Here is a 21884-nt window from a genome sequence, read left to right as displayed (position 1 = left end):
CACCGGGCAAGCCTTCGATCCCGGGAGGTTGAACCTGAAAAAAGCTTGATCCGGACCATAGAATCTCGTCCGCCTTCGGCTCCCTACGGTTTCCGTCGGGCGCATCTGAACGGCGCGCCCACCCGTGCGCCCACCGCCCCGGGCTACCGGGGTCGAGGAATGGGGCGCTGCTGCAGCGTGGGGTAAGGAGAGAGTCTTGCGTCGCCCGCCGATGATGGCCGCGCGGGCGGCCATCATCGGCATACATGGTGTGTGGCGTTGGGGCGGTGTGCGCTGCGCGGGGGTGACGAGGGGGGCTGATAATTCCGCATGGTTGGGGGAGGGGCGGTGGTGGTCGGCGCGGCGAAAAACATGTTGCGCGTGGCGAGCCTTTCGCGCCGACCACAAACAGTCTGGGTGCGAGCGGTGTGTCATCGGCGCATGATTGCGATGCGGCAGTGGCCGCCTTTCGTTGTAGTGGCAGCCGTCTCAGTCTTCAGCCCACGACGCCGATGAACATCACACGTCCCTCACCAGCGGCTCCGCCGCCACCCCCTCGACGCCCCACATCGCGTAAGCCCAAAAAGGCCGCCCGCGCGGCCGGCTTTGGGCGGGCCCCGCAAGATCCTCCTCTCCCCCAGTCGCTGGCAAAAACGCCAAGCACACAATTCGCCCCTGCGATGTTGAACCCGAGACGACGTGAGCCCGTTGCGTTGGCGGTCGGGGGTGGCGGGGCGTGTAGATGCGCCCGAGGGAAACCGTAGGGAGCCGAAGGCGTACGAGGTTGACAACGGGGCAGTCCGGAGCGAAGGCTCCGGACCGCAATCGTAGCCCCCGCCACCCCCGACCGCCAACGCAACGGGCGGCTCAAGAACCCCTGAGCCGCCCGCAAAAACACCCGTAAACACAAACCCTCAAGGCAACGCTTCAGGCACCCCAAGGTCCGCGGCCAGCTTCTTCAATCCATCCCAGATTGGGGGCGCGAATTCCAGCGACTCCGCGTTCAGCTCACGGTTGCGGGCTTCGTACTCGCCCGGATACTGGACGCCGTCCACGCCTGGTTGCGGCGGGCAGGCATGCAGGTAGTCGATGAACGCGCCCACTTCCATCGAGCGCCAGTCCGTATTGAAGTCCACCTGCGGATCCAGCAGCAGCGCGAACATGTTGTTCGTCGCCACCCCGTTGCGCGGATGCTCCGGCTGGATCGTGCCGCCGCCGGACAGCACGCCCGCCAGCAGCTCGGCCACCAGGCCCATCGCGTAACCCTTGTGGCCGCCGAACGGCAGCAGCGCGCCCGGCGGATCGGTGAACAGCGCGCCCGGGTCCGTGGTCGGATTGCCTTGCGCGTCGATCAGCGATCCCGGTGGCGCCTGCTCGCCCTTGGCCGCCAGCACGCGGGCCTTGTTCACCGCGATCGAGCTGGTCGCCATGTCGACGATGAACGGCGGGCGGCCGCCTGGCAGCGGGCCGGCGAAGCACAGCGGATTGGTCGTCAGGCAGGCGCGCGCGCCGCCGAACGGCGCCACCGTGGGCGCGCGGTTGATGACGTTGGTGAAGGCCAGCAGGATCAGGCCCTTGGCCGCCACCATCTCGCCGTAGTGGCCCATGCGGCCCAGGTGATGGCTGCGGCGCAGCGTCAGGATGCACTGGCCGTGCTCCTGCGTGCGTTCGATGGCCTTTTCGATCACGACCTTGCCGACGTACTGGCCCAGGCCGTTGTGGCCGTCATAGGCGAGCATCGCGCCGCGGTCGTTGAGCAGCTCGGGGCGGCCGTCGGCCTGCGCCAGGCCTTCGCCCAGCACGCGTCGGTAGTTGGTCAGGATCGACAGGCCGTGGCTGGTGTAGCCGACCCGGTCGGACTCCACCAGGTGCTCGGCCACGTCGCGCGCGATATCTTCGGGCACGCCTTGCGCCATCAGCACGCGGCGGCCGTATTCATTGGCTTGGGCAATGGAGATTTTCATGATGCGACCTCCTTACAGCCAGCCCAGCCAGCGCCAGTAGGTCATGCCCATCAGCATCATCAGCGCGTAGCCGATGATGGTGACCAGGATGCCGACCTTGGCGAACTGCTTGGCGTTGAAGGTCTCGGTGCCCAGGCAAACCATGTTCTGCGGCGCGTTGATCGGCAGGATGAAGCCGTAGCTCACCACGAAGCCCAGCAGCATGGTCATGCCCAGGCGGCTGAAGTCGCCCGGCAGCGTGGCCAGCACCGAGATCAGGATCGGCAGCATCGCCGATGTCAGCGCGGTGGCGCTGGCGAACCCCAGGTGGATGATGATCAGGAAGGCCGACAGGATCGCGAAGATGGCGAGCGGGCCGAGGTGGTCCAGGCCGGTGTGCGCCACCACCTGGTTGCCCAGCCATTGGCCGGCCTGCGTGGTCAGCAACGCGGTGCCCAGGCTGATGCCGACGCCGAACACGATCACGGTGCCCCATGGGATGCGCGACTGCACGTCTTTCCAGGTCATCACGCCAAAGCGCGGCAGCAGCAGCAGGACCAGGCCGAAGTAGGTGGTCGAGGTGGTGTCGAACTTGTGCAGCTTGCCTTCGGTCGACCAGAACAGCAGCAGCATGACCGACACGGCCATCAGGCGTTTTTGCGCGCCCGTCATGGGACCCAGTTCAAGCAGCGATTTCTCGACGGCTTCCTTGCCTCCCGCGATGCTGTCGCTTTCCGGCGGCAGCAGCTTGAGCACGATGATGATCAGCACGGCCGACATGATCAGCGACCAGGGCGCGCCGGCGATCAGCCAGTCCGACCAGGCCACGCGCTGGCCCAGCATCTTTTCCATGAAGCCGACCGTCAGCGGGTTCTGCGCGGCGGCGGTCTGGATGCCGACGTTCCAGATGCTGGTGGCCTGCGCCACGATGATCATGATGCCGGCGGCGATGTTCGAGCGCTTGTCCACGCCGAAGGCCGCGATCACGCCCATCATGATGGGCACCACGGCGGCGCTGCGGGCGGTGGCGCTGGGCACCACCAGGCTCAGCACGATGGTCACCGCGATACATCCGATCAGGATGCGGCGCGTGCTGGTGCCGACCTTGGACAGCGTCACCAGCGCGATGCGCCGGTCCAGTCCGGTGAAGGTCATGGCCGCGGCGATGAACAGGGCGCCGGTGACCAGCGCCAGCGCCGAGTTGGCGAAGCCGGTCAGCGCCATGCTGATGGCGGCGGAGGTGCCGTACAGCACCTGCGGGTCCTTGATGGTGGGCGCGGTGCCCAGCAGGAAGGCCATCAGCGTCGTGATCATGATCGCGCTGGCTTCGTAGGACACGGCTTCCGTGATCCACACCACCACCGCGAACGCCAGGATCGCCAGCATGCGATGGCCGGCGACGGGCAGGTCGGCCGGCAACGGCAGCATCAGCACGCCGATCATGACGAGGAAGCCGGCGACCAGGCCGATCGGGATTTTTGTTTTCTTGGGGGCTTGCGAGGCAGGGACAGCGGTTTCCGCAGTCATATCCATCTCCGGTTGAGGTCAAACTGACGGCACCTCGTCACAGCCCTGGGCTGGATCAAAACGAAGTGCCGACGCTACAGAATGATCGTGACGGCATTGAGGAAAACCCGTATTGATGCATATCAATTCGAGGGACAATCGTGCTTGTCGGAAAACCGATCCGGAGATTATGCTCGTCGGCCGGCGAAAATCGCAACCCTGTGAATGTTGCGTAAAAACAAACAAATAACGCAAGCGCGGTCGTGCGGGACCGCTAATTCGTTCGGGTCATGACGCGAATCAGGTCAGCCCAGCGCCAGGCGCAATTGCTCATCCAGGTGCAGCGTGGGCGCCACGCGCCAGCCGCTCTGGGCATAGCGCAGCCATCGTCCCAGCACCAGGTGCGTCAGCAGGCTGGCATGCGCGGCCACGTTGGCCTCGGGCGGCAGGCCGCCATCGGTGACGGCGATGCGCAGCGATTGCTTGATCGACGCCTCGATGCGGTCGTTGATGTGGTTGATGCGCTCCTGCAGCCGGTTGTCCTCGGTGACCAGGGCATCGCCGGTCAGCACCCGCGTCATGCCCTTGTTGCGTTCCGAGAACGTCAGCAGCATCGACACCGTCTGGTGCGCCTGTGACAGGCCGTAGGGTTCGGCGATCGCGATCTGGTTCACCAGCGTGAAGATGCTGGTCTCGATGAACTCGATCAGCCCCTCGAACATCTGCGCCTTGCTGGCGAAATGCCGGTAGAGCGCGGCCTCCGAGACCTCCAGGCGGGCGGCCAGCGCCGCCGTGGTGATGCGCGAGGCGTGCGGCTGCTCCAGCATCTCGGCCAGGGTCTGCAGAATCTGGGTCTTGCGCTCGCCGGGTTTGCTCGCCATGGACGGGTCTGGTGGTACGCAGGCAGGGGTGGGGGAGGGGCGCTAGCCCCGCAAGGGACGCCGGCGCAGCAGCAGATCACTGACGCAGTTTACCCGCAAGTCGACATACGACGGCCGCTGTGCGCGGCCGCGTGAAAACGGCGTTCCCGGATGGAACACGTGCACCGTGCGCAGCCCCGCGCGGCGGGCGCCGCGCAGGTTGGCGAGGGTGTCCTCGACCAGCACCGCCTGGCGCGCCGGCACGCCTTCGCGCGCCAGTACGTAGCGCAGCAGCGCGGGCGAGGGCTTGGGGCGGAATTCACCGTGCAGGCGCATGTGCTCGATGGCCCACAGGCTGTCGAACTGGCGCAGGATGCCCAGCCGCCGCAGCACGGCGCGCGCGTAATGCAGCGGCGCGTTGGTCAGCAGCACCTTGCGGCCGGGCAGTTGGCGCAGTTTGTAGGCCAGCGCCTTCTCGGCGCGCACCAGCGGGTTGACGTCGAAGTCGTGGCTGCGGTGCAGGAAGGCGTGCGGGTCGACGCCATGGTGGCGCACCATGCCGATCATCGTCGCGCCGTAGCGATGCCAGTACTGCTTGCGCACGGCGTTGGCGGTGTCGATGTCGACATCCAGCGCCTCGGCCACGGCCATGGTCATGCCGTGGTCGATCCGCGGAAAGATGGCGTGGGAGGTGTCGTGGAGCGTGTTGTCCAGATCAAACAACCACAGGCGCCCGGGGGCGCCTGTGGCAGTGCGGCGCGAGCGGCGCTGGCGCACCGCCGGCCGCAGCAGGGTGCGCAGCGCTCGCATCAGTGCGAGCTGATCATCGTGCCAACGCCTTGGTCGGTCAGGATTTCCAGCAGCAGGCAGTGCGGCACGCGGCCGTCGACGATGTGCACCGAGTTGACGCCGTTCTTGGCGGCATCGAGCGCGGACGAGATCTTGGGCAGCATGCCGCCCGAGATGGTGCCGTCGGCGAACAGCTCGTCGATGGTCTGGGCCGACAGGCTGCGCAGCAGCTTGCCCGCCTTGTCCAGCACGCCCGGGGTGTTGGTCAGCATCAGCAGCTTTTCGGCGCCCAGCACTTCGGCCATCTTGCCGGCGACAACGTCGGCGTTGATGTTGTAGGCGGTGCCGTCCTCGCCGTAGCCGATGGGCGAGATGACCGGAATGAACTGGTCGTCCTGCAGGGCCTTGACCACCGCCGGCTCGACCAGGGTGATGTCGCCGACGAAGCCGATGTCGATCGGTTCGGCGGGATTTTCCTTGTTGGCCATCAGCTTTTTCTGGGCCTGGATCAGTCCGCCGTCCTTGCCGGTCAGGCCCACGGCCTTGCCGCCGACCTCGTTGATCATCATGACGATGTCCTGCTGGACCTGGCCGCCCAGCACCCATTCGACCACTTCCATGGTCTCGGCGTCGGTGACGCGCATGCCCTGGATGAAGGTGCCCTGCTTGCCGATGCGGCGCAGCGCGTCGTCGATCTGCGGACCGCCGCCGTGCACCACCACCGGATTCAGACCCACCAGCTTGAGCAACACCACGTCATGCGCGAAGCTGCGTTGCAATCGCTCTTCCGTCATGGCGTTGCCGCCGTACTTGACCACGATGGTTTTGCCGTGGAATCGTCGGATATAAGGCAGCGCTTCGGAGAGCACCGCGGCTTTGACAGCAGGAGACGAGACGGCAGCAGGGTCGGGGGTGTCGGTCATGGCAGCTAAGTCGGCAATAAGTAGGGTATGAAAGTTAGAGGTTGAAAGCCTGCGCCGATGATGGCGCGATGGCATTGCCCCCCCGTGGGGGCGTGGGGTCCGGCAGTAAAAAATGCCTGCACAGGAACGCGTTGGCAACGCGGTAGCGCAAGCATACGACGGATTGTAGTCTGCGCAGGTTCCTTATGCTTTAAACCCATGTTCATATGCCCGACAAATAACCGGCATTGGGGTAAATTGGGGGCGTTTTCGCAACGGAGCGCCCCTCATGAGGGGGATTCTCCACACCGGCTGGGCATTTGCCCCCAATTTCTACCTATAAAAGAGGCAACTCATGCGTTTGAATTTCGTCCGTTCCGCCCTGGTGGCGTCGGCTCTCCTGGTGGCGGCCACCGCCGCTCACGCCGAAAAGATCGTGGTGGGCGCCACCCAGGTCCCGCACGCCGAGATCCTGGAAGTGGTCAAGCCGCAGCTGGCCAAGGAAGGCGTGGAACTCGACATCAAGGTCTTCAACGACTACGTCCAGCCCAACCTGCAACTGGCCGACAAGCAGCTCGACGCCAACTTCTTCCAGCACAAGCCGTACCTGGACACCTTCAACAAGGACCGCAAGGCCACGCTGGTGCCGGTCGCCCTGGTGCACGTCGAACCCTTCGGCGGCTACTCCAAGAAGATCAAGACCCTGGCCGAACTGAAGGACGGCGCCATCGTCGCCATCCCGAACGACCCGTCCAACGGCGGCCGCGCGCTGGTGCTGCTGCAGAAGCAGGGCATCATCAAGCTGAAGGATCCGTCCAACATCCTGGCGACCGCCGCCGACGTGGTCGAGAACCCCAAGAAACTGAAGTTCCGCGAACTCGAGGCCGCCATGCTGCCGCGCTCGCTGGATGACGTCGACCTGGCCCTGATCAACACCAACTACGCGCTCGAAGCCGGCCTGGTGCCGACCAAGGACGCGCTGTTCATCGAAGGCGCCGACTCGCCCTACGCCAACATCCTGGTGACCCGCGCCGACAACAAGGACGCGCCGGGGATCAAGAAGCTGGTCAACGCGCTGCACTCGCCCGAGGTGAAGAAGTTCATCCTCGACAAGTACAAGGGCGCCGTGGTGCCGGCGTTCTGATCGCGACGCGGGCCTGACTCCGCCGCCGAAACCGCCCGCGCATGCGGGCGGTTTCTTTTTGGGCCGGGACACGGCGTCGGGTACGGGCAGGGGCCGCGTGGCCTGGCCCCGGGGGCGGCGCCGGCGCGTTGGGGCGAGACTCAATGAAAACCGCCCGGCAAGCGGGCGGTTCTGAACAATGGCGGGGCGGGATCAGCCGGCGGCCAGGGCCTTTTCGACGGTGGCGTGGAATTCGGCCACGTCGTATTCACCCAGGTAGCGCTTGATAATGTGTCCCTGCTTGTCGATCAGGAACGCGGTGGGCGTCAGGCGGATGTCGCCGAAGGCGCGGGCGATGTCGCCCTTGGTGTCCAGCGCCACCGGGAACGGCAGCTTGCGGCTTTCGGTGAAGTTCAGCACGAAGTTGGGCGGATCGTAGTCCATGGCGACCGCGATGGCCTCGTAGCCCTTGCCCGCGTACTCGTTGTAGGCGGAGATGGTCTCGGGCATCTGCTTGACGCAGGTGACACAGCTGGTGGCCCAGAACTTCACCAGCACCACCTTGCCGCGCAGGTCCTGCATCGAGAAGGTCTTGCCTTCCAGCGTGGTGAAGGTGACGTTGGGCGCGGTCTGCGCCGGGCGCATGACGAACCAGGCGCCGATGCCGACCGCCACCAGGACGGCCAGGGCTACGATGGCTTTTTTCATTTGATGGGCATGGCCTCTACGGCGCTGCCACCGCTGGGCGCGCCGCCGCCGCTGCCGGCGGCATTCGGGTCGCTCTCGATGGGGGCCTTGGTTTCAGTGGTGGTCGACTTGCTGCCGCTGTTCGACAGGCGAATCGCTTCCTCGCGGCTGATGGTCTCGAACAGTTTAACCACCTTTGCGACGCCGCCGAGATCCGCCACGGCGTTGGCGGCGTAGTCGCCCTCGGCCTGCGTCACCTTGCCCATCAGGTAGACCACGCTGTGGTCGGTGGTGACGGCGATGGTGCCCGAGGGCACGTACTTGGTGTTGAGCAGGGCGGTCTTGGCCTTGGAGGTGAGCCAGGTGTCGTTCGAACGCACGCCGAAGGACGCGATCGGGCCGACGGTGAGCTGGTTGATCACCTGCTTGACGTTCTCGACGCTCTGGGCGATGGCGGTGGCCTGGGACTTGGCTTCCTCGGTGGGCACGTCGCCGGTCAGCAGCAGGTGGCCGCCATAGGCCATGGCATTGACGCGCGCCGTTTCGCCCAGCTTCTGGGAGATCTGGCTCTGGGCCTTGAAGGCCATGTTCTGGTCTTCGAGCTGGATGCCCGAGGTGCGGCGGTCGGTCACCACCAGCGCGGTGGTGGCGGCGGCGCCGCCCACGATCAGGGGGGCGCAGGCGGACAGCGACAGGGCCGCGCCGGACAGGGCCGCGGCGAGCAGCAGGGGGCGGGCGGCGGTTCTGACGTCTGAAATCATTCGGTGTCTCCAAGCAGAAGAGCGTCAATGCCGTCGCAAAGCGCATGCAACAGCAGTATATGGACTTCCTGGATCCGCATGGTGCGATCGCTGGGAACACATAGATGGACGTCCATCGGCGTAATGAGTTCCCCCATGACGCCGCCGCCCTTGCCGGTCAGGGCCAGCACGTGCATTTCACGGCTGGCTGCGGCCTCCATGGCGCGCACCACATTGGGCGAATTGCCACTGGTGGAGATGGCCACCAGCACGTCGCCGGCCTGGCCGAAGGCGTTCACCTGGCGTTCGAACACTTCGTCGAAGCCATAGTCGTTGCCGACGGCGGTCAGGATCGAGGTGTCGGTGTTCAGGGCGATGCCGGCCAGGGGCAGGCGTTCGCGTTCGAAGCGGCCCACCAGCTCGGCGATGAAATGTTGCGCGTCGGCGGCCGAGCCGCCGTTGCCGCAAGCCAGAATCTTGCCGTTGTTGGCCAGGGCGCCAAACAGCACGTCCACCGCGATCGCCAGCGGCTCGGCCAGCACGTTCATGCTTTGTTCGTACGTGGCCATGGCGTCGCGAAAGTGCGACGTCATTCGAGAGGTCATATCCATGGCCGCGATTATCTCACGGGCGGGCCGGAATCAAGCCAGCGCGAACGCCGCGCGCAGCCACCGGACCTGGCCGCCGTCGAACACCACGGCGTCGAAGCGTGCGGCGGGCGTGGCGCCATGCCAGTGGCGCAGGGCCAGGGTCGGCAGCCAGTGCGCCGCCGCGCGCGCCAGGCGCGCCTGCTTGTCGCGGCCGATGCTGGCGGCCGCGCCGCCATAGGCGCCGCCCTGGCGCGAGCGCACTTCGACGAACACGAGGACGTCGCCGTCGCGCATGACCAGGTCGATCTCGCCGGCGCGGCAGCCCAGGTTGCGGGCCAGCAGCACCAGGCCGGCGGCCCGCAGCAGGCGCAGGGCGGCGTCTTCGTGGCCATCGCCGATACGCTGGCGCGGCGAGCGCCGCGGCGCCGGGCGATCGTCGGCGTTGGCGCGCGTCGAGGCGCGCCGGCGCCGCTTTTGCGCGCGGCGGCGCGCCGCCAGGGCCAGCTCGAAAGCGAATGTGTCATCCGGCATGCCAGTTCCGAAACGGGGGACGATGGCGGCTACACTGGCATGGTTTTCCGCGTAAGTAGGCAGCAATGAATCAAAATGTCTCATCCCCGGTGGCCGGCGACGCCTGGACCCGCGTCGCTGAACGCGTGGCCGGGCAGCATTTGCCCGCCTCGACGCTGTATGTGGTGGCCACACCGATCGGCAATCTGGGCGACCTGGGGCTGCGCGCCTGGCATGCGCTGCAACGCGCCGACGTGATCGCGGCCGAAGACACCCGCGCCAGCCGCACGCTGCTGGACGCCTGGGGCGTCAGCACGCCGCTGATGGCGGCGCACCGGCACAACGAGGCCGCGGCGGCGCAGGCGATCTGCGAGCGTCTGGCCCAGGGCCAGCGCGTGGCGCTGGTGTCGGACGCCGGCGCGCCCGCGGTCAGCGATCCCGGCGCGCGCGTGGTGCGCGCGGTGCGCGAGGCCGGTTTCGCGGTGGTGCCGGTGCCCGGTCCCAGCGCCGTGATCGCCGCGCTGATGGGCAGCGGCGTCACCACCGACGAGAATCCCGCCTACGCTTTCGCCGGCTTTCCGCCGTCCAAGGCCACCGCGCGCCAGCGCTGGCTGCGCACCTGGTGCGCGCTGCCGGCGCCGGTGGTGATGTTCGAATCGCCGCACCGGCTGGCCGCGACGCTGGCCGATCTGCTGGAGGTCTGCGGCCCCGCCCGCCTGCTGACCGTGGCGCGCGAGCTGACCAAGCGCTTCGAGGAGATCGCCACGTTTCCGCTGGGCGAGGCCGCCGCCTGGCTGGCGGCCGACGCGCACCGCGAGCAGGGCGAGTTCGTGCTGATCGCGCATGCCCAGGCCGGCCAGGAGGCCGATGAAGACGCCGATCCGCGCGCCGACGCCTTGCTGGACGCGCTGCTCGAAACCCTGTCGGTGCGCGACGCCTCGAAGATCGCCGCCAAGGTCACCGGCCTGTCGCGCGACGTCCTGTACAACCGGGCCCTGGCCCGCAAGAATTCGTAAGCCCATGATCTACACCGCAGAGACCCGCAAGCGTCCCGGCGAAGCCGCGGAGCCGATCGTCTACCGTGACATCCCCACGCCGCTGGGCGAAATGCGTCTGGTCGCCAGCGCCAAGGGCCTGCGCGGCGCCTGGTTCACCGACCAGACCCTGCTGCCTTCGACCGAGGGCTGGACCCGCAGCGAATCCGATCCCATCCTGGAACAGGCGCGGCGCGAGCTGGATGAATGGTTCGCCGGCCAACGCCGCGAGTTCGAGGTGGCGCTGGATCCGGTCGGCACGCCGTTCCAGCATGAAGTCTGGCGCGCCTTGTGCAAGCTGGATTTCGGCCAGCTCGCCAGCTACGGCGAACTGGCGCGCACCGTGGGGCGGCCCAAGGGCGCGCAGGCCATCGGCGGCGCCGTCGGCCGCAATCCCGTCATCATCATCATTCCGTGCCATCGCATCATCGGCGCCGATACCTCGCTGACCGGCTTCGGCGGCGGCCTGCCGCGCAAGCAGGCGCTGCTCAAACATGAAGGCAGCGAGTACCTGAGCCGCAATCCGCGCGCGCGGCGCGTCTGTGACGGCCAGGCGCAACTGCCGTTCGAGCAGCCGTCGTTCGACTGGCCGCCGGGGCCGTAGGCGGCGGGCCGCGTTATTGCGCGGCGATGCTGGGCGTGATGCCGATGCGGTCGGAAACCAGCTGCACCGCGTTCAGGGCGCTCTGGCGATCCGGATAGGGGCCGATCTTGACCCGGTACAGGTTGTTCGATTGCTCCACGGCCGCGGGCGGCGCGCCTGCCGCGCCCAGCTGCGTGTTGATGCGGCTGACCAGCGACTGCGCGTTGGCCGGCTGGCTGAACGCGCCCACCTGCAGATAGACATTGCCGATGCCGCCGGCCGCCGGTTGGCGCACCGGCGCGCTGCCCGGCGCGGGCGCCGGCTGCTGCGCCAGCGGTTGCGGCTCGAGCGCCACGGGGGCGGCCGCCACGGGCGTGGCCACCGGCGTCGAACCGGTCGCCGAGGCGGGCTCGGGGGCGGGCCCTTGCGAGGCCCATCGGCGGATCTCGTCCTGCTGGATGCTTTTCACCACCACCTGGCCGCTGCCCGGCCCGATGATGCCCAGCTTGTAGGCGGCCACGTACGACAGGTCCATGATGCGGTCGCTGTGGAACGGCCCGCGGTCGTTGACCCGCACGATGATGGTCTTGCCGTTGACCAGGCTGGTGACCCGCGCATAGCTGGGAATCGGCAGCGTGGTGTGGGCCGCCGTCATGGCGTACATGTCGTACGGTTCGCCGATCGAGGTCGAGTTGCCGTGGAATTTCTTGCCGTACCACGAGGCGATGCCCTGGCGCTTGTAGGGCTGGCCGGTGGTGTCCGGCACGTAACGCTGGCCGAACACCACGTAGGGGCGGTTGGCGCCGCTGGCGTAGGGCTCGATGCGCGGCACCGCGTCCGGCACCTGGTCCAGGTTGGACGGCGGATTGGCGTCCGGGCCGTCGTCCTTGTAGTACCCGCCGCCCTTTTTACGTCCCCCGGTGGAAGAGCAGCCGGCCACGGCAATGGCCAGCAACAGCATCATCAGGATATGGAGCGGACGGGACAGGATCATGCGGATTCGTCGGGCAGTTGGGTGCGATGGCGCACCAGCAGCGGGTCGTGGTCGGCAAAGCGCTTGGCCAGTTGTTCGACCACATAGACCGAACGGTGCTGGCCGCCGGTGCAGCCGATGGCGACGGTGAGGTAGTTGCGGGTGTCTTGCGTGTACTGCGGCAGCCAGCGGTTCAGGAAGCCGGTGATGTCGTCGATCATCAGCCCCACCTGTTCATAACCCGCCAGCCAGGCGGCGACGGGTTCGTCGCGGCCGGTCAGCGGACGCAGGTTGCGGTCGTAGTAGGGATTGGGCAGGCAGCGCACGTCGAACACCAGGTCGGCGTCGCGCGGCACGCCGCGCTTGTACGCGAACGATTCGAAGGTCAGCACCAGCGGCGCGCGGTCGGCCTGGATCAGGTCGCGGATCCAGGCGCGCAATTGGCCCGGCGTCAGCTCCGAGGTGTCGATGACGTGTTCCTGCTCGCGCAGCGGCGCCAGCAGTTCGCGTTCGAGCGCGATGCAGTCGGTCAGCGACGGCGCGGTGCCGCCGCGTTGCAGGCGGTCGGTCAGCGGATGGCGGCGGCGGGATTCGGAATAGCGCTGCACCAGGGTGTCGGTGCTGGCGTCCAGGAACACCACGCGCAGGCTGGTGCCCATGGCGCGCAGCGCGGTGACCACATCGGGAAGTTCGGCCAGTTCGCCGGGCGAACGCACGTCGATGGCGACGGCCACGCGTTCCAGGCCGTCGTCGCGGGCGTTGGCCACGAACTCGGTCAGGAACCGCACGGGCAGGTTGTCGACGCAGGTGTAGCTGGCGTCCTCGAGCATGCGCAGGGCAACGGACTTGCCTGAGCCTGAGATGCCGGTAACGAGGACGACTTTCAACATGGACATGATTGTGGCACGCTTTTCCAGGAGGATGCCGGCGGGTTGGCATCTGATATGGCCGTAAACTGCGAATCTGCGCCTGTACTGCCTGGCGGGACCCGGCGTAAGCTTGGGCACCCGCACACACGACCGATTCATCTACGCGCCCCGCCGCCATGCGCTTTCGGGGTTGGAATTCGACTTAGTGTTAACTGATCCTAGATGTTAGCCTTCATTTCCTTTCGTAGTGTTTCACTGCCACGGTTCCGGGCAAAATCCCGCCTCCTGGCCGCCGCCGTTGTTGCCTTTTCGACAGCGCCCGCGTTGGCCCAGGACACGCCCCAGGCGCTGCAGCCCGGCACCATGGCGGCGCGGGTGGCGGCCTGTACGGCCTGTCATGGCGAGCAGGGCCGCGCCGGCGCCGACGGGTACTACCCGCGCCTGGCGGGCAAGCCGCAGGAATACCTCTACCACCAGCTGCTGAACTTCCGCGACGACCGGCGCCAGTACCGGCCCATGGCGCACCTGTTGACGGGCCTGCCCGACGCCTACCTGCACGAGATGGCCGCCTATTTCTCGGCGCAGCACGTGCCGTATCCGCCGCCGGTGCGCGCCGAGGTCTCGGCCGCCACGCTCGAGGCCGGCCGCAAGCTGGCGCTGTCGGGCGATGCCGCCCGTGGCCTGCCGGCCTGTGCCGCCTGTCATGGCGCCTCGCTCGGCGGGGTGCTGCCGGCCATTCCCGGCTTGCTGGGCCTGCCGCGCGACTACGTCGGCTCGCAGATCGGCAGCTGGAAGAACGGCCTGCGCCGCGCCGCCGCGCCGGACTGCATGGCGGACATCGCCCACAAGCTCACGCCCGAAGACATCGGCGCCCTGGCGGCCTGGCTGTCGTCGCAGCCGGTGGCCGACACCTATGCGCCCGAGCCCGCCGGCGCTTTGCGCCTGCCCGCCGAGTGCGGCAGCCAGGCGCAACGTTGAGGGGCCGCCGGATGAAACTGATGAAGCGAATCCTGGGCGCCTTGCTGGCGCTGGCCGTGATCGCGCTGGGCGCGCTGTATTGGCTCGGCACGCGCGACGACGCCAGCACCGGCGCGGCCGTGGCGCCGGCCGATCCGCAGCAGCGCATCGAGCGCGGCCGCTACCTGGCGCTGGCCGGCAATTGCATGGCCTGCCACACCGCGCGCGGCGGCCAGGCCTATGCCGGCGGCACGCCCATCCCGACGCCGTTCGGCACGATCTACGGACCCAACATCACGCCCGACGAGAAGACCGGCATCGGCGCCTGGAGCGCGGACGATTTCTGGCAGGCGCTGCACAACGGCAAGTCGCGCGACGGCACGCTGCTGTACCCGGCCTTCCCGTACACCGAATACACCCGCGTGACGCGGGCGGACGCCGATGCGCTGTTCGCCTACCTGCGCACGATCACGCCGGTGAACCAGCCCAGCCGCGCGCCCGATCTCGATTTCCCGTACGACCAGCGCCTCCTGCTGGCCGCCTGGCGCGCCCTGTATTTCCGGCCGGGGGTGCAGGAAGCCGATTCGGGCCAGTCGACGCAGTGGAACCGCGGCCGCTATCTGGTCGAGGGCCTGGGCCATTGCGCCGCCTGCCACGCGCCGCGCAACAGCCTGGGCGCGACGCGCGCGGCCGACGGCCTGGCCGGCGGCATCATCCCGATGCTGGACTGGTATGCGCCGCCGCTGACCAATGATCCGCGGACGGGCCTGGGACGCTGGTCGGCCGAGGATATCGCCGCCTTGCTGCGCACCGGCATGGCGGCGCATTCCAGCGCCAGCGGTCCGATGGCCGAGGTGGTGCTGGGCAGCACCCAGCACCTGACCGAGGACGATGCGCTGGCGATGGGCGTGTACCTGAAGTCGTTGCCGGCGACCCCCGTGGCGGCACGGCCGGCCACGCCGGTCTCGCCGGCGGCCATGGAGCTGGGCGGCAAGATCTACCGCCAGCAATGCGTGCAATGCCACCAGCCGCAAGGCGAGGGCAGTCCCGGCGCCTGGCCCGCGCTGGCGGGCAATCCGACGGTGACCGCGCCGTCGCCGGTCAACGCCATCCGCATGGTGCTGGACGGCGGCTTCGCGCCCGCCACCGCGGCCAACCCGCGGCCGCACGGCATGCCGCCGTTCGGCCAATTGCTCAATGACAACGATATCGCGATGCTGGTGTCCTACATCCGCAACAGCTGGGGCAACGAGGCGGGCGGCGTGACGCCGCTGGAGGTCAAGCGCGCCCGCGCCGCCTCGACCCGCAACTGATCAGGACGAGTGCGCGGCCGCGCGCGCCATCTCGCCCAGGACGCGGATGGCGTCGGCCTGGGCCTCGTCCCAGGGGTGGCCGTAGTTCAGCCGCAGCGCGTTGCCGAACCGGCCGCTGGCCGAGAAGATCGGGCCGGGCGCCACGCTGATGCCGCGCGCCAGCGCTTGCCGATGCAGGGCCAGCGCATTGACCGCCGCCGGCATCTCCAGCCACAGGAAAAAGCCGCCCTGCGGCCGCGTCACGCGGGTGCCCGCGGGAAACTCGCGCGCGATCGCATTGGCCATCAGATCCTGTTGTGCCTGCAGCGTTTCGCGCAGGCGGCGCAGGTGGCGGTCGTAGCCGCCTTGTTCCAGGTATTCGGCGATGGCGCCCTGCGCCGGGCTCGACGCCGACAGCGTGGACGACAGCTTCAGCCGCTGCACGCGCTGCGTATAGCGGCCCGCGCTGGCCCAGCCGATGCGGTAGCCCGGCGCCAGGCATTTGGAGAATGAGGAGCAGTGCAGCACCAGGCCCTGCTTGTCGAAGGCCTTGGCGGGCACCGGCCGCGTCGCGCCGAAATACAGTTCTCCGTAGACATCGTCCTCGATCAACGGGATCTGGTGGCGCGCCAGCAGTTCGACCAGTTGCCGTTTCTTGTCCTCGGGCATCAGGCTGCCCAGCGGATTCTGGAACTGCGTCATCAGCCAGCAGGCCCTGGGCGCGTGACGCTGGATCGCGGCTTCCATCGCGCCCAGGTCGATGCCGGTGCGTGGATGCGTCGGCACTTCCAGCGCCTTCAGCCCCAGGCGCTCCAGCGCCTGCAGCGCGCCGTAGAAGGTCGGCGCTTCGACGATGACCGTATCGCCGGGCTGCGTCACCGCCTGCAGGCACAGGTTGAGCGCTTCCAGCGCGCCGTTGGTGACCACGATGTCGTTGGCCGGCACGTTGATGCCGGCGATCAGGTAGCGCAACGCGATCTGCCGGCGCAGGCCTGGGTTGCCGGGCGACAGGTCCTCCATCGTGTCCAGCGGATCCTGGCGCTTGAGATGCGCCGACATGGCCTGGGCCAGCCGTGGCAGCGGGAACAGCAGGGGGGACGGAAAGGCGGAGCCCAGCGGCGTGACGTCGCGGTTGCGCACCGAATCGAGGATGTCGAAGATGCGTTCGCTGATCGCCAGTTCGGTCGATTCGCCGTCGGGACAGGAGGTGTCGGGTTCCGGCGGCAGGCTGTCGCCGCGCGCGTTGACGTAGTAGCCGGAGCGGGGGCGGGCGCGGATCAGGCCGCGCGCTTCCAGCAGGTAGTAGGCCTGGAACACCGTCGACGGGCTGACGCCGCGGCTGGCGCAGGCGTCGCGCACCGACGGCAGCTTGTCGCCCACGCGCAGCACGCCGTCGCGGATGGACCTGGCGATCTCGTTGGCGAGTTTCTCGTAAAGGCTCACGGTGCCGCGCGGCGACGCGCGTTCACTTGCTGCTTTGCAGGATCGCCATCGCCTGGCGTTCCATGAATTCGCCCAGGGTGTCGATGCCGCGCAGCTTGAGGATGGTGTTGCGCACCGCGGCTTCGACCAGCACCGCCAGGTTGCGGCCGGCGGCCACCTGCAGCATGACCTTGCGCACCGGCAGGCCCAGCATGTCCTGGGTGATGTCCTGCAGCGGCAGGCGTTCGAACTTGTCCTGCGCGGTGGCGCGCACCAGGTGCACGATCAGCTTCAGGCGCATCTTGCGGCGCACCGAGGTCTCGCCGAAGATGGTGCGGATGTCGAGCAGGCCCAAGCCGCGCACTTCCAGCAGGTTCTGCAGCAGCTGCGGGCAGTGGCCTTCTATCATGTTGGGTGCGGTGCGCGAGAACTCGACCGCGTCGTCGGCCACCAGGCCGTGGCCGCGCGAGATCAGTTCCAGCGCCAGTTCGCTCTTGCCCAGGCCGGATTCGCCGGTGATCAGCACGCCCAGGCCCAGCACGTCGAGGAACACGCCGTGCACGGTGGTGGTGGGGGCGAGCTTCTTGCCCAGGTAGATGCGCAGCAGGTCGATCAGCTGCGCGGCCGCCACCGGGGTGGACAGCAGCGGCACCTGGTGCTGGTCGCACTGGTCCACCAGGTCCTGCGGCGGCGTGAGGCCGTCGGCCAGCAGGATGGCGGGCACGCCGCCGATCAGCAGCTCGTCCATGTGGTGCATGCGGCGGCGCAGGTCGAAGCGGGTGTAGTACGCCAGCTCTTCCTGGCCGAACACCTGGATGCGCGACGGGTGGATCAGGTTGAGGTGGCCCACCAGGTCGGCGGCCGCCATGCCGTCATCGGGAATCGCGCGGTCCGCGGCCCCTTGGCCGGAAATCCAGTTGAAAGGGATTTTGTCGGCGTTGTCGTCGACGAGTTCCTGCACCGTGAGCATGGCAGCGTTTCCGCGAGGGGTCAGAGTTGGCCGGTGGTGAGCATCTTGTGGACGACGGCCGGGTCGGTCTCGGTGGCCAGCGCTTCTCGCAACGCCTTGTTCGACATGAGCTGCGCCAGTTCCGCCAGGATATCCAGGTGCTGCTGCGTGGCGGTTTCGGGCACCAGCAGACAGAGCAGCATCGATACGGGCTGGCCGTCAGGCGCGTCGAACGTGATGGGCTGCGCCAGGCGGATGAAGGCGGCAAGCGCCTGCTCCAGGCCTTTCACGCGGCCGTGCGGCACGGCCACGCCCTGGCCGAGCGCGGTCGAGCCCAGGCGCTCCCGCGCAAACAGGCTGTCGAACACGAGTGCGCGTGCCAAGCCGTGGTTGTTTTCAAAGAGGAGGCCAGCCTGTTCGAACGCGCGCTTCTTGCTCGTGGCGAGCATATCGAGGACGACGTTGCCGGCGGGAAGGATGCGCGACAAATGATTCATCAGGTCATTATAGGGTTATATGACGCACTGCAAAAAAACGCCGGCCGGGGACATCCGCGTCGTGGTCTGAACCCTCCTGGATCAGGCCGCCGGTCCCGGGACGAGAGCGACAGCATAGACCGATAGCGCGGGGTTGTGGGCATTCTTCTCGCGCAGGCGGGTATACCAGTACGGTATGGCATTGGTGCGTGGCGCGGGTTTGCAGGCGGGAAAAGGCGATCCGAGGGCGTGTGCCGGCGAATGGGGGACGGGAGGTGCGGGGAGGGGAGGGAGTTTGCCGATGCCCCGGCTGGACGATACGTCTAGCGGGACACCGGGACTTAGGCAGGATTCAAGAATCGCTGTTTAGCTTGGCTCGCACGGCGAGCGGGTCATGAAGCGCGGTGTTACTGGGTTGGCGAAAGATTCGCCGCTTGCCGCTTCACGGACTCTGCCGTGTGACTTCGTACCTTGTCCTTGTGCTTGATGACCTGACGGTCGACTTTGTCAGCAAGAAGGTCGATCGCGGCGTAGAGATTTTCATCGGTTGCTTCACAATGAATGTCCTTGCCACTAAGACGCATGGTGATTTCGGCTCTGTGCCGCAGGGGCTCTACTGAGAGCATGACCTGGGTATCGATGACGTGATCGAAATGCCGCAGCACTCGCGCCAGTTTGTTCATGACATATTCCCGGATGGCCGGGGTGACGTCGAGGTGACGACCGCAGATGCTCAGGTTCATAGTGTGCTCTCCTTCTAAAAGAGGAAAAAATGGTGCGCGGAAGGCGCGGTTGGGGTCGTTAGGCGTTCTCCTTGTTTGAGGGGTTCGTTTGATACTAGTGTATAGACTCGGGCCGATAAAACAAGCTGACCTAACGCAAGTTCATGGCATTTTCATGGCGACCGCCCAGGGGCGCGCCCGGGCCCGCGCGGGGGCCCTGGGACTTTCCCCTATCCGGGGGTGTTACATGCGGAAGTGTTCGCCCAGGTAGACGCGGCGCACGGCCGGATCGCCGACGATTTCGTCGGGATGACCGTCGGTCAGCACCTTGCCTTCGCTGATGATGTAGGCGCGGTCGCAGATGCCCAGCGTTTCGCGCACGTTGTGGTCGGTGATCAGCACGCCGATGCCGCGGCCCTTCAGGAAGCGCACGATGCGCTGGATCTCGATCACGGCGATGGGGTCCACGCCGGCGAACGGTTCGTCCAGCAGGATGAAGCGCGGGCTGGTGGCCAGCGCGCGCGCGATTTCGACGCGACGGCGCTCGCCGCCCGACAGCGAGATGGCGGCGTTGCTGCGGATATGGCCGATCTGCAGTTCTTCGAGCAGCAGTTCCATCTGCTCGTTGATCTTGGGCGTGGACAGCGTGCGGCCGTCCGGCCCGATCTGCAGTTCCAGCACCGCGCGGATGTTCTGCTCGACCGTCAGGCGGCGGAACACCGAGGCGTCCTGCGGCAGGTACGACAGCCCCATGCGGGCGCGCTTGTGGATCGGCATCGCGGTGATGACCGAGCCGTCGATCTCGATGCGGCCGGCGTCGGCCGGCACCAGGCCCACGATCATGTAGAAGCTGGTGGTCTTGCCGGCGCCGTTGGGGCCGAGCAGGCCGACCACTTCGCCGCTGGAGACGGACAGGGACACGTCCTGCACCACGGTGCGGCCGTTGTAGGTCTTGCGCAAGCCGGTTGCGCGCAGGCTGCCCTGCTTGACGCCCGAAGGGGCGGAGGTCACGGGAGTCTGCACTGAAGGTTGGTTCATCGTGGCTGCGTGTGGGTGACGTGGGAGGCGCTTTCAGCGCCCCTTCTTCGATTCCTGCTGCTTGCGGCACTCGGCCACCGCGGCATCCGACTTGGCGCGCGGTTCGGCCACGGAACGGACCCGGCCGCCGGCCGCCGAGGAGTTCGGGCCACCCTGGGCTTCGTAGGTGCCGCTCTTCTCGTTGTAGCGCACCCGGTCGCCGCGGATCGTGTCAAACGGTTTGCCACAGACGTAGCGCACCACCACGGCCTGGCCGATCAGGTCGAAGGTGCTGTTGGTGCCGTCGTATTCGGCGCGCAGGCCCTTGCCCTCGATCAGTTCGAAGGTCTCGGGGCGTTCCTGGCGGATGGTGACGACCTTGCCCTTGTTGGCGGTGGCGGTGCCGTACTGGTTGCCGGCGGCGTCCTCGCGCATTTCCAGGTTGTCGGAGGTGAGCGTCATCAGGCCGCGCGTCATGTTGACGTTGCCGGTGAATACGCTCTGCTTCTTCACGTCGTCATAGTGCAACGTGTCCGACAGGATCGTGGTGGTGGGCTCTTCGGCGGGGGCGGTCTTGCTCGAGCCGGCGGCGGCCGGCTTGGGGTCGGCCGCGAGCGCCGGCGCTACCGCCGATGCCATCAGCAGCACCGCGCCAAGCAGGCGCGTGGTGGGGGCAATGCGAATCCGGAAGTCGGTCATGGTTTCTTCTGGTCAGTGGTGTTGGCAGGCGTTTCGGCCGGGCGGCGCGATTTGTTTTCCGTGCCGGCGATTTCCACGTCGGTGGAGGCGGATACCTGCAGTTGGCGTGTCTTGTTGTTGTAGTGCATGCCCTTGCCGTTCATGCGCGAGCGTCCCTTGATGACCTCGGCCGGCAGGTCGGTGTAGACCACGTCGTCGTCGGGCAGCAGGATCAGTTGCTGGCTGCGCACGTCCAGGACGTCGTTGTTGGCGTCCGGCTGGCGGTGCACGTGCGCGTCGCCGTTCATGACGATGCGCTTGCCGCCCTGTTCCATGACGGCCGTCTTGGACACGCCCACGGTGATGGGGCTGGCTTCGCGCTGGCCGACGGCCCGCGGCTGGGTGATGTGATACGAATCGTCGTCCGGGAAATGCTCGGCGTATTCGCCCTCCAGCCGGTTGATGGGGCGGCCGGTGGGGTCGGTGCGCAGCATCACGAAATTGCGCGACCAGGCGTCCATTTCGTGCGTGACGCGGCGCGGCGGGTCCGTCTGGATGGCCCGCTGCGCGTAGTCGGCGGCCCAATACGTGCTGGCGACGAGCACCAGCAGCAGGAACAGCGCGATCAGGGAAGGGAAACGATCTTTCATCAGGTCTGAAGGGCGTGATTGGGGGCGCGTTTACTGGATGGCGCCAGGACCGAGCAGCCCCGGCGCCGCCAGGAAACCGCCCAGCCGGCCCTGGGAGGCCAGCAGCAGGTCGCAGCATTCGCGCACCGCGCCGTTGCCGCCAGGTTGCGTGGCGATCCAGTGGGCCGCCTGGCTGACGTAGCCCGGCGCATTCGGCACGCTGGCGGCGAAGCCGGCGCGTTGCATGGCCGGCAGGTCGATGATGTCATCGCCCATGTAGCCGGTCTGGTTCAGTTGGACCGCGCTGCGCTGCGCAAGTTCGGCCAGCGCGGTGCCCTTGTCGCGCACGCCCTGCATGATCTCGGAAATGCCCAGCTCGGCGGCGCGGCGCGCGACGATCGGGCCGGAGCGGCCGGTCATCAGCGCCACTTTCAGGCCGCCTTCCATCAGCAGGCGCAGGCCGTGGCCATCGAGCGCATGGAAGCGCTTCTGGACTTCGCCGGTCTCGCCGTAATACAGGCCGCCGTCGGTCAGCACGCCGTCCACGTCGAAGACCATCAGGCGCACGGCGGCGGCGCGTTCGCGCACGGCCGGCGCGATACGGGCCAGGACCAGGGCTTCGGCGGGGTGGGTGATCGAGGAGGGAAGGGTCAT

The 21884-nt window shown here is 67.5% G+C and carries 24 protein-coding genes; 5 read left to right on the top strand and 19 right to left on the bottom strand.

The annotated features are described in order from the left end of the window. Positions 1–893 precede the first annotated feature (893 nt). The 5 genes from AOZ49_RS08885 to argB all read right to left on the bottom strand — a co-directional run bounded on the left by AOZ49_RS08885 (position 894) and on the right by argB (position 6000). Entirely contained in the window at positions 894–1943 is a 1050-nt protein-coding gene (locus AOZ49_RS08885; RefSeq protein ID WP_054474894.1) for an Ldh family oxidoreductase, read from the bottom strand. 12 nt (positions 1944–1955) lie between these two features. Then, on the bottom strand, positions 1956–3449 hold the full coding sequence (locus AOZ49_RS08880) for a DASS family sodium-coupled anion symporter (RefSeq protein WP_082380369.1): 1494 nt from the start codon (positions 3447–3449) through the stop codon (positions 1956–1958). Positions 3450–3733: 284 nt separating this feature from the next. After that, positions 3734–4309, bottom strand: coding sequence for a nucleoid occlusion factor SlmA (slmA, locus tag AOZ49_RS08875; protein WP_054474892.1), 576 nt, complete (start codon positions 4307–4309; stop codon positions 3734–3736). A gap of 42 nt (positions 4310–4351) precedes the next feature. Then, the gene (locus tag AOZ49_RS08870) at positions 4352–5098 is read right to left on the bottom strand and encodes a pyrimidine 5'-nucleotidase (protein ID WP_054429280.1); all 747 of its coding nucleotides are present in this window, start codon (positions 5096–5098) and stop codon (positions 4352–4354) included. Beyond that, a complete protein-coding gene (gene argB / locus AOZ49_RS08865) occupies positions 5098–6000 on the bottom strand; it encodes an acetylglutamate kinase (RefSeq protein WP_006391819.1) in 903 nt (300 codons plus the stop codon). Before argB ends, AOZ49_RS08870 begins: the two co-directional genes overlap by 1 nt. A gap of 334 nt (positions 6001–6334) precedes the next feature. Between argB and AOZ49_RS08860 the strand changes: the two genes are divergently transcribed. Then, positions 6335–7123 (top strand): MetQ/NlpA family ABC transporter substrate-binding protein, encoded by a 789-nt coding sequence (locus tag AOZ49_RS08860; protein WP_006391818.1) that lies wholly within the window; start codon positions 6335–6337, stop codon positions 7121–7123. A gap of 192 nt (positions 7124–7315) precedes the next feature. Here the strand turns inward: AOZ49_RS08860 and AOZ49_RS08855 are convergent, their stop codons facing one another. The 4 genes from AOZ49_RS08855 to AOZ49_RS08840 are packed head-to-tail and all read right to left on the bottom strand — an operon-like array spanning position 7316 to position 9650. Continuing rightward, positions 7316–7810, bottom strand: coding sequence for a peroxiredoxin family protein (locus AOZ49_RS08855; protein WP_006391817.1), 495 nt, complete (start codon positions 7808–7810; stop codon positions 7316–7318). Then, the gene (locus AOZ49_RS08850) at positions 7807–8550 is read right to left on the bottom strand and encodes a BON domain-containing protein (RefSeq protein WP_054429281.1); all 744 of its coding nucleotides are present in this window, start codon (positions 8548–8550) and stop codon (positions 7807–7809) included. Before AOZ49_RS08850 ends, AOZ49_RS08855 begins: the two co-directional genes overlap by 4 nt. Beyond that, positions 8547–9140, bottom strand: a complete 594-nt coding sequence (locus AOZ49_RS08845; RefSeq protein WP_006389868.1) for a phosphoheptose isomerase — start codon at positions 9138–9140, stop codon at positions 8547–8549. The genes AOZ49_RS08850 and AOZ49_RS08845 overlap by 4 nt, the downstream gene beginning before the upstream one ends. A gap of 30 nt (positions 9141–9170) precedes the next feature. Next, on the bottom strand, positions 9171–9650 hold the full coding sequence (locus AOZ49_RS08840) for a YraN family protein (protein WP_054429282.1): 480 nt from the start codon (positions 9648–9650) through the stop codon (positions 9171–9173). Between the two features lie 65 nt (positions 9651–9715). Here AOZ49_RS08840 and rsmI point away from each other — a divergent pair, with 65 nt between their 5' ends. Both rsmI and AOZ49_RS08830 read left to right on the top strand, forming a co-directional pair. Further along, positions 9716–10645 (top strand): 16S rRNA (cytidine(1402)-2'-O)-methyltransferase, encoded by a 930-nt coding sequence (rsmI, locus tag AOZ49_RS08835; RefSeq protein ID WP_054474891.1) that lies wholly within the window; start codon positions 9716–9718, stop codon positions 10643–10645. Between the two features lie 4 nt (positions 10646–10649). Further along, positions 10650–11267 carry a methylated-DNA--[protein]-cysteine S-methyltransferase gene (locus AOZ49_RS08830; protein WP_054429284.1) on the top strand — a complete coding sequence of 206 codons (618 nt, stop codon included), beginning with the start codon at positions 10650–10652 and terminating at the stop codon, positions 11265–11267. 13 nt (positions 11268–11280) lie between these two features. Here AOZ49_RS08830 and AOZ49_RS08825 read toward each other — a convergent pair whose 3' ends face one another. Next, a complete protein-coding gene (locus AOZ49_RS08825) occupies positions 11281–12240 on the bottom strand; it encodes a septal ring lytic transglycosylase RlpA family protein (RefSeq protein WP_054474890.1) in 960 nt (319 codons plus the stop codon). Further along, positions 12237–13109 carry an RNase adapter RapZ gene (gene rapZ, locus AOZ49_RS08820; protein ID WP_035361057.1) on the bottom strand — a complete coding sequence of 291 codons (873 nt, stop codon included), beginning with the start codon at positions 13107–13109 and terminating at the stop codon, positions 12237–12239. The genes AOZ49_RS08825 and rapZ overlap by 4 nt, the downstream gene beginning before the upstream one ends. 201 nt (positions 13110–13310) lie before the next feature. Here rapZ and AOZ49_RS08815 point away from each other — a divergent pair, with 201 nt between their 5' ends. Together AOZ49_RS08815 and AOZ49_RS08810 are read left to right on the top strand one after the other, a co-directional pair. Then, positions 13311–14066: a c-type cytochrome gene (locus tag AOZ49_RS08815; RefSeq protein WP_156333355.1), complete on the top strand. Its 756-nt coding sequence runs from the start codon at positions 13311–13313 to the stop codon at positions 14064–14066. An 11-nt stretch (positions 14067–14077) separates the two neighbouring features. Further along, a complete protein-coding gene (locus AOZ49_RS08810; RefSeq protein ID WP_054474889.1) occupies positions 14078–15358 on the top strand; it encodes a c-type cytochrome in 1281 nt (426 codons plus the stop codon). Here AOZ49_RS08810 and AOZ49_RS08805 read toward each other — a convergent pair whose 3' ends face one another. From AOZ49_RS08805 to AOZ49_RS08770, 8 genes are all read right to left on the bottom strand, one after another. Then, on the bottom strand, positions 15359–16780 hold the full coding sequence (locus AOZ49_RS08805; protein ID WP_054474888.1) for an aminotransferase-like domain-containing protein: 1422 nt from the start codon (positions 16778–16780) through the stop codon (positions 15359–15361). 22 nt (positions 16781–16802) lie between these two features. Next, positions 16803–17729 carry an HPr(Ser) kinase/phosphatase gene (hprK, locus tag AOZ49_RS08800; protein ID WP_006216298.1) on the bottom strand — a complete coding sequence of 309 codons (927 nt, stop codon included), beginning with the start codon at positions 17727–17729 and terminating at the stop codon, positions 16803–16805. 20 nt (positions 17730–17749) lie between these two features. Next, the gene (locus tag AOZ49_RS08795; RefSeq protein WP_006391807.1) at positions 17750–18205 is read right to left on the bottom strand and encodes a PTS sugar transporter subunit IIA; all 456 of its coding nucleotides are present in this window, start codon (positions 18203–18205) and stop codon (positions 17750–17752) included. 386 nt (positions 18206–18591) lie between these two features. Then, entirely contained in the window at positions 18592–18927 is a 336-nt protein-coding gene (hpf, locus tag AOZ49_RS08790) for a ribosome hibernation-promoting factor, HPF/YfiA family (protein ID WP_006391806.1), read from the bottom strand. A gap of 222 nt (positions 18928–19149) precedes the next feature. Next, positions 19150–19944 carry an LPS export ABC transporter ATP-binding protein gene (gene lptB, locus AOZ49_RS08785; RefSeq protein ID WP_049076872.1) on the bottom strand — a complete coding sequence of 265 codons (795 nt, stop codon included), beginning with the start codon at positions 19942–19944 and terminating at the stop codon, positions 19150–19152. A gap of 33 nt (positions 19945–19977) precedes the next feature. Next, positions 19978–20622 carry a lipopolysaccharide transport periplasmic protein LptA gene (gene lptA, locus AOZ49_RS08780; RefSeq protein ID WP_054429288.1) on the bottom strand — a complete coding sequence of 215 codons (645 nt, stop codon included), beginning with the start codon at positions 20620–20622 and terminating at the stop codon, positions 19978–19980. Next, entirely contained in the window at positions 20619–21251 is a 633-nt protein-coding gene (gene lptC / locus AOZ49_RS08775; protein WP_054429289.1) for an LPS export ABC transporter periplasmic protein LptC, read from the bottom strand. The genes lptA and lptC overlap by 4 nt, the downstream gene beginning before the upstream one ends. Before the next feature lie 30 nt (positions 21252–21281). After that, on the bottom strand, positions 21282–21884 hold the full coding sequence (locus AOZ49_RS08770; protein WP_054429290.1) for a KdsC family phosphatase: 603 nt from the start codon (positions 21882–21884) through the stop codon (positions 21282–21284).

The sequence above is a fragment of the Achromobacter sp. 2789STDY5608615 genome (genome assembly GCF_001298995.1).
Lineage (GTDB): Bacteria > Pseudomonadota > Gammaproteobacteria > Burkholderiales > Burkholderiaceae_B > Achromobacter > Achromobacter insuavis.
The sequence above is the reverse complement of the archived record's forward strand: the minus strand, read 5'-3'. Positions and strand labels throughout refer to the sequence as shown.

What these genes read in the sequence shown, in the direction of transcription:
- argB (WP_006391819.1), bottom strand. Translation starts at nt 6,000, where the DNA reads ATGACCGACACCCCCGACCCTGCTGCCGTCTCGTCTCCTGCTGTCAAA.
- AOZ49_RS08845 (WP_006389868.1), bottom strand. Translation starts at nt 9,140, where the DNA reads ATGGATATGACCTCTCGAATGACGTCGCACTTTCGCGACGCCATGGCC.
- AOZ49_RS08815 (WP_156333355.1), top strand. Translation starts at nt 13,311, where the DNA reads ATGTTAGCCTTCATTTCCTTTCGTAGTGTTTCACTGCCACGGTTCCGG.
- slmA (WP_054474892.1), bottom strand. Translation starts at nt 4,309, where the DNA reads ATGGCGAGCAAACCCGGCGAGCGCAAGACCCAGATTCTGCAGACCCTG.
- rapZ (WP_035361057.1), bottom strand. Translation starts at nt 13,109, where the DNA reads ATGTTGAAAGTCGTCCTCGTTACCGGCATCTCAGGCTCAGGCAAGTCC.
- hprK (WP_006216298.1), bottom strand. Translation starts at nt 17,729, where the DNA reads ATGCTCACGGTGCAGGAACTCGTCGACGACAACGCCGACAAAATCCCT.
- AOZ49_RS08830 (WP_054429284.1), top strand. Translation starts at nt 10,650, where the DNA reads ATGATCTACACCGCAGAGACCCGCAAGCGTCCCGGCGAAGCCGCGGAG.
- AOZ49_RS08770 (WP_054429290.1), bottom strand. Translation starts at nt 21,884, where the DNA reads ATGACCCTTCCCTCCTCGATCACCCACCCCGCCGAAGCCCTGGTCCTG.
- AOZ49_RS08840 (WP_054429282.1), bottom strand. Translation starts at nt 9,650, where the DNA reads ATGCCGGATGACACATTCGCTTTCGAGCTGGCCCTGGCGGCGCGCCGC.
- AOZ49_RS08880 (WP_082380369.1), bottom strand. Translation starts at nt 3,449, where the DNA reads ATGACTGCGGAAACCGCTGTCCCTGCCTCGCAAGCCCCCAAGAAAACA.
- lptB (WP_049076872.1), bottom strand. Translation starts at nt 19,944, where the DNA reads ATGAACCAACCTTCAGTGCAGACTCCCGTGACCTCCGCCCCTTCGGGC.
- hpf (WP_006391806.1), bottom strand. Translation starts at nt 18,927, where the DNA reads ATGAACCTGAGCATCTGCGGTCGTCACCTCGACGTCACCCCGGCCATC.
- lptC (WP_054429289.1), bottom strand. Translation starts at nt 21,251, where the DNA reads ATGAAAGATCGTTTCCCTTCCCTGATCGCGCTGTTCCTGCTGCTGGTG.
- AOZ49_RS08795 (WP_006391807.1), bottom strand. Translation starts at nt 18,205, where the DNA reads ATGAATCATTTGTCGCGCATCCTTCCCGCCGGCAACGTCGTCCTCGAT.
- AOZ49_RS08885 (WP_054474894.1), bottom strand. Translation starts at nt 1,943, where the DNA reads ATGAAAATCTCCATTGCCCAAGCCAATGAATACGGCCGCCGCGTGCTG.
- AOZ49_RS08855 (WP_006391817.1), bottom strand. Translation starts at nt 7,810, where the DNA reads ATGAAAAAAGCCATCGTAGCCCTGGCCGTCCTGGTGGCGGTCGGCATC.
- AOZ49_RS08825 (WP_054474890.1), bottom strand. Translation starts at nt 12,240, where the DNA reads ATGATCCTGTCCCGTCCGCTCCATATCCTGATGATGCTGTTGCTGGCC.
- AOZ49_RS08850 (WP_054429281.1), bottom strand. Translation starts at nt 8,550, where the DNA reads ATGATTTCAGACGTCAGAACCGCCGCCCGCCCCCTGCTGCTCGCCGCG.
- AOZ49_RS08810 (WP_054474889.1), top strand. Translation starts at nt 14,078, where the DNA reads ATGAAACTGATGAAGCGAATCCTGGGCGCCTTGCTGGCGCTGGCCGTG.
- rsmI (WP_054474891.1), top strand. Translation starts at nt 9,716, where the DNA reads ATGAATCAAAATGTCTCATCCCCGGTGGCCGGCGACGCCTGGACCCGC.
- AOZ49_RS08860 (WP_006391818.1), top strand. Translation starts at nt 6,335, where the DNA reads ATGCGTTTGAATTTCGTCCGTTCCGCCCTGGTGGCGTCGGCTCTCCTG.
- lptA (WP_054429288.1), bottom strand. Translation starts at nt 20,622, where the DNA reads ATGACCGACTTCCGGATTCGCATTGCCCCCACCACGCGCCTGCTTGGC.
- AOZ49_RS08870 (WP_054429280.1), bottom strand. Translation starts at nt 5,098, where the DNA reads ATGCGAGCGCTGCGCACCCTGCTGCGGCCGGCGGTGCGCCAGCGCCGC.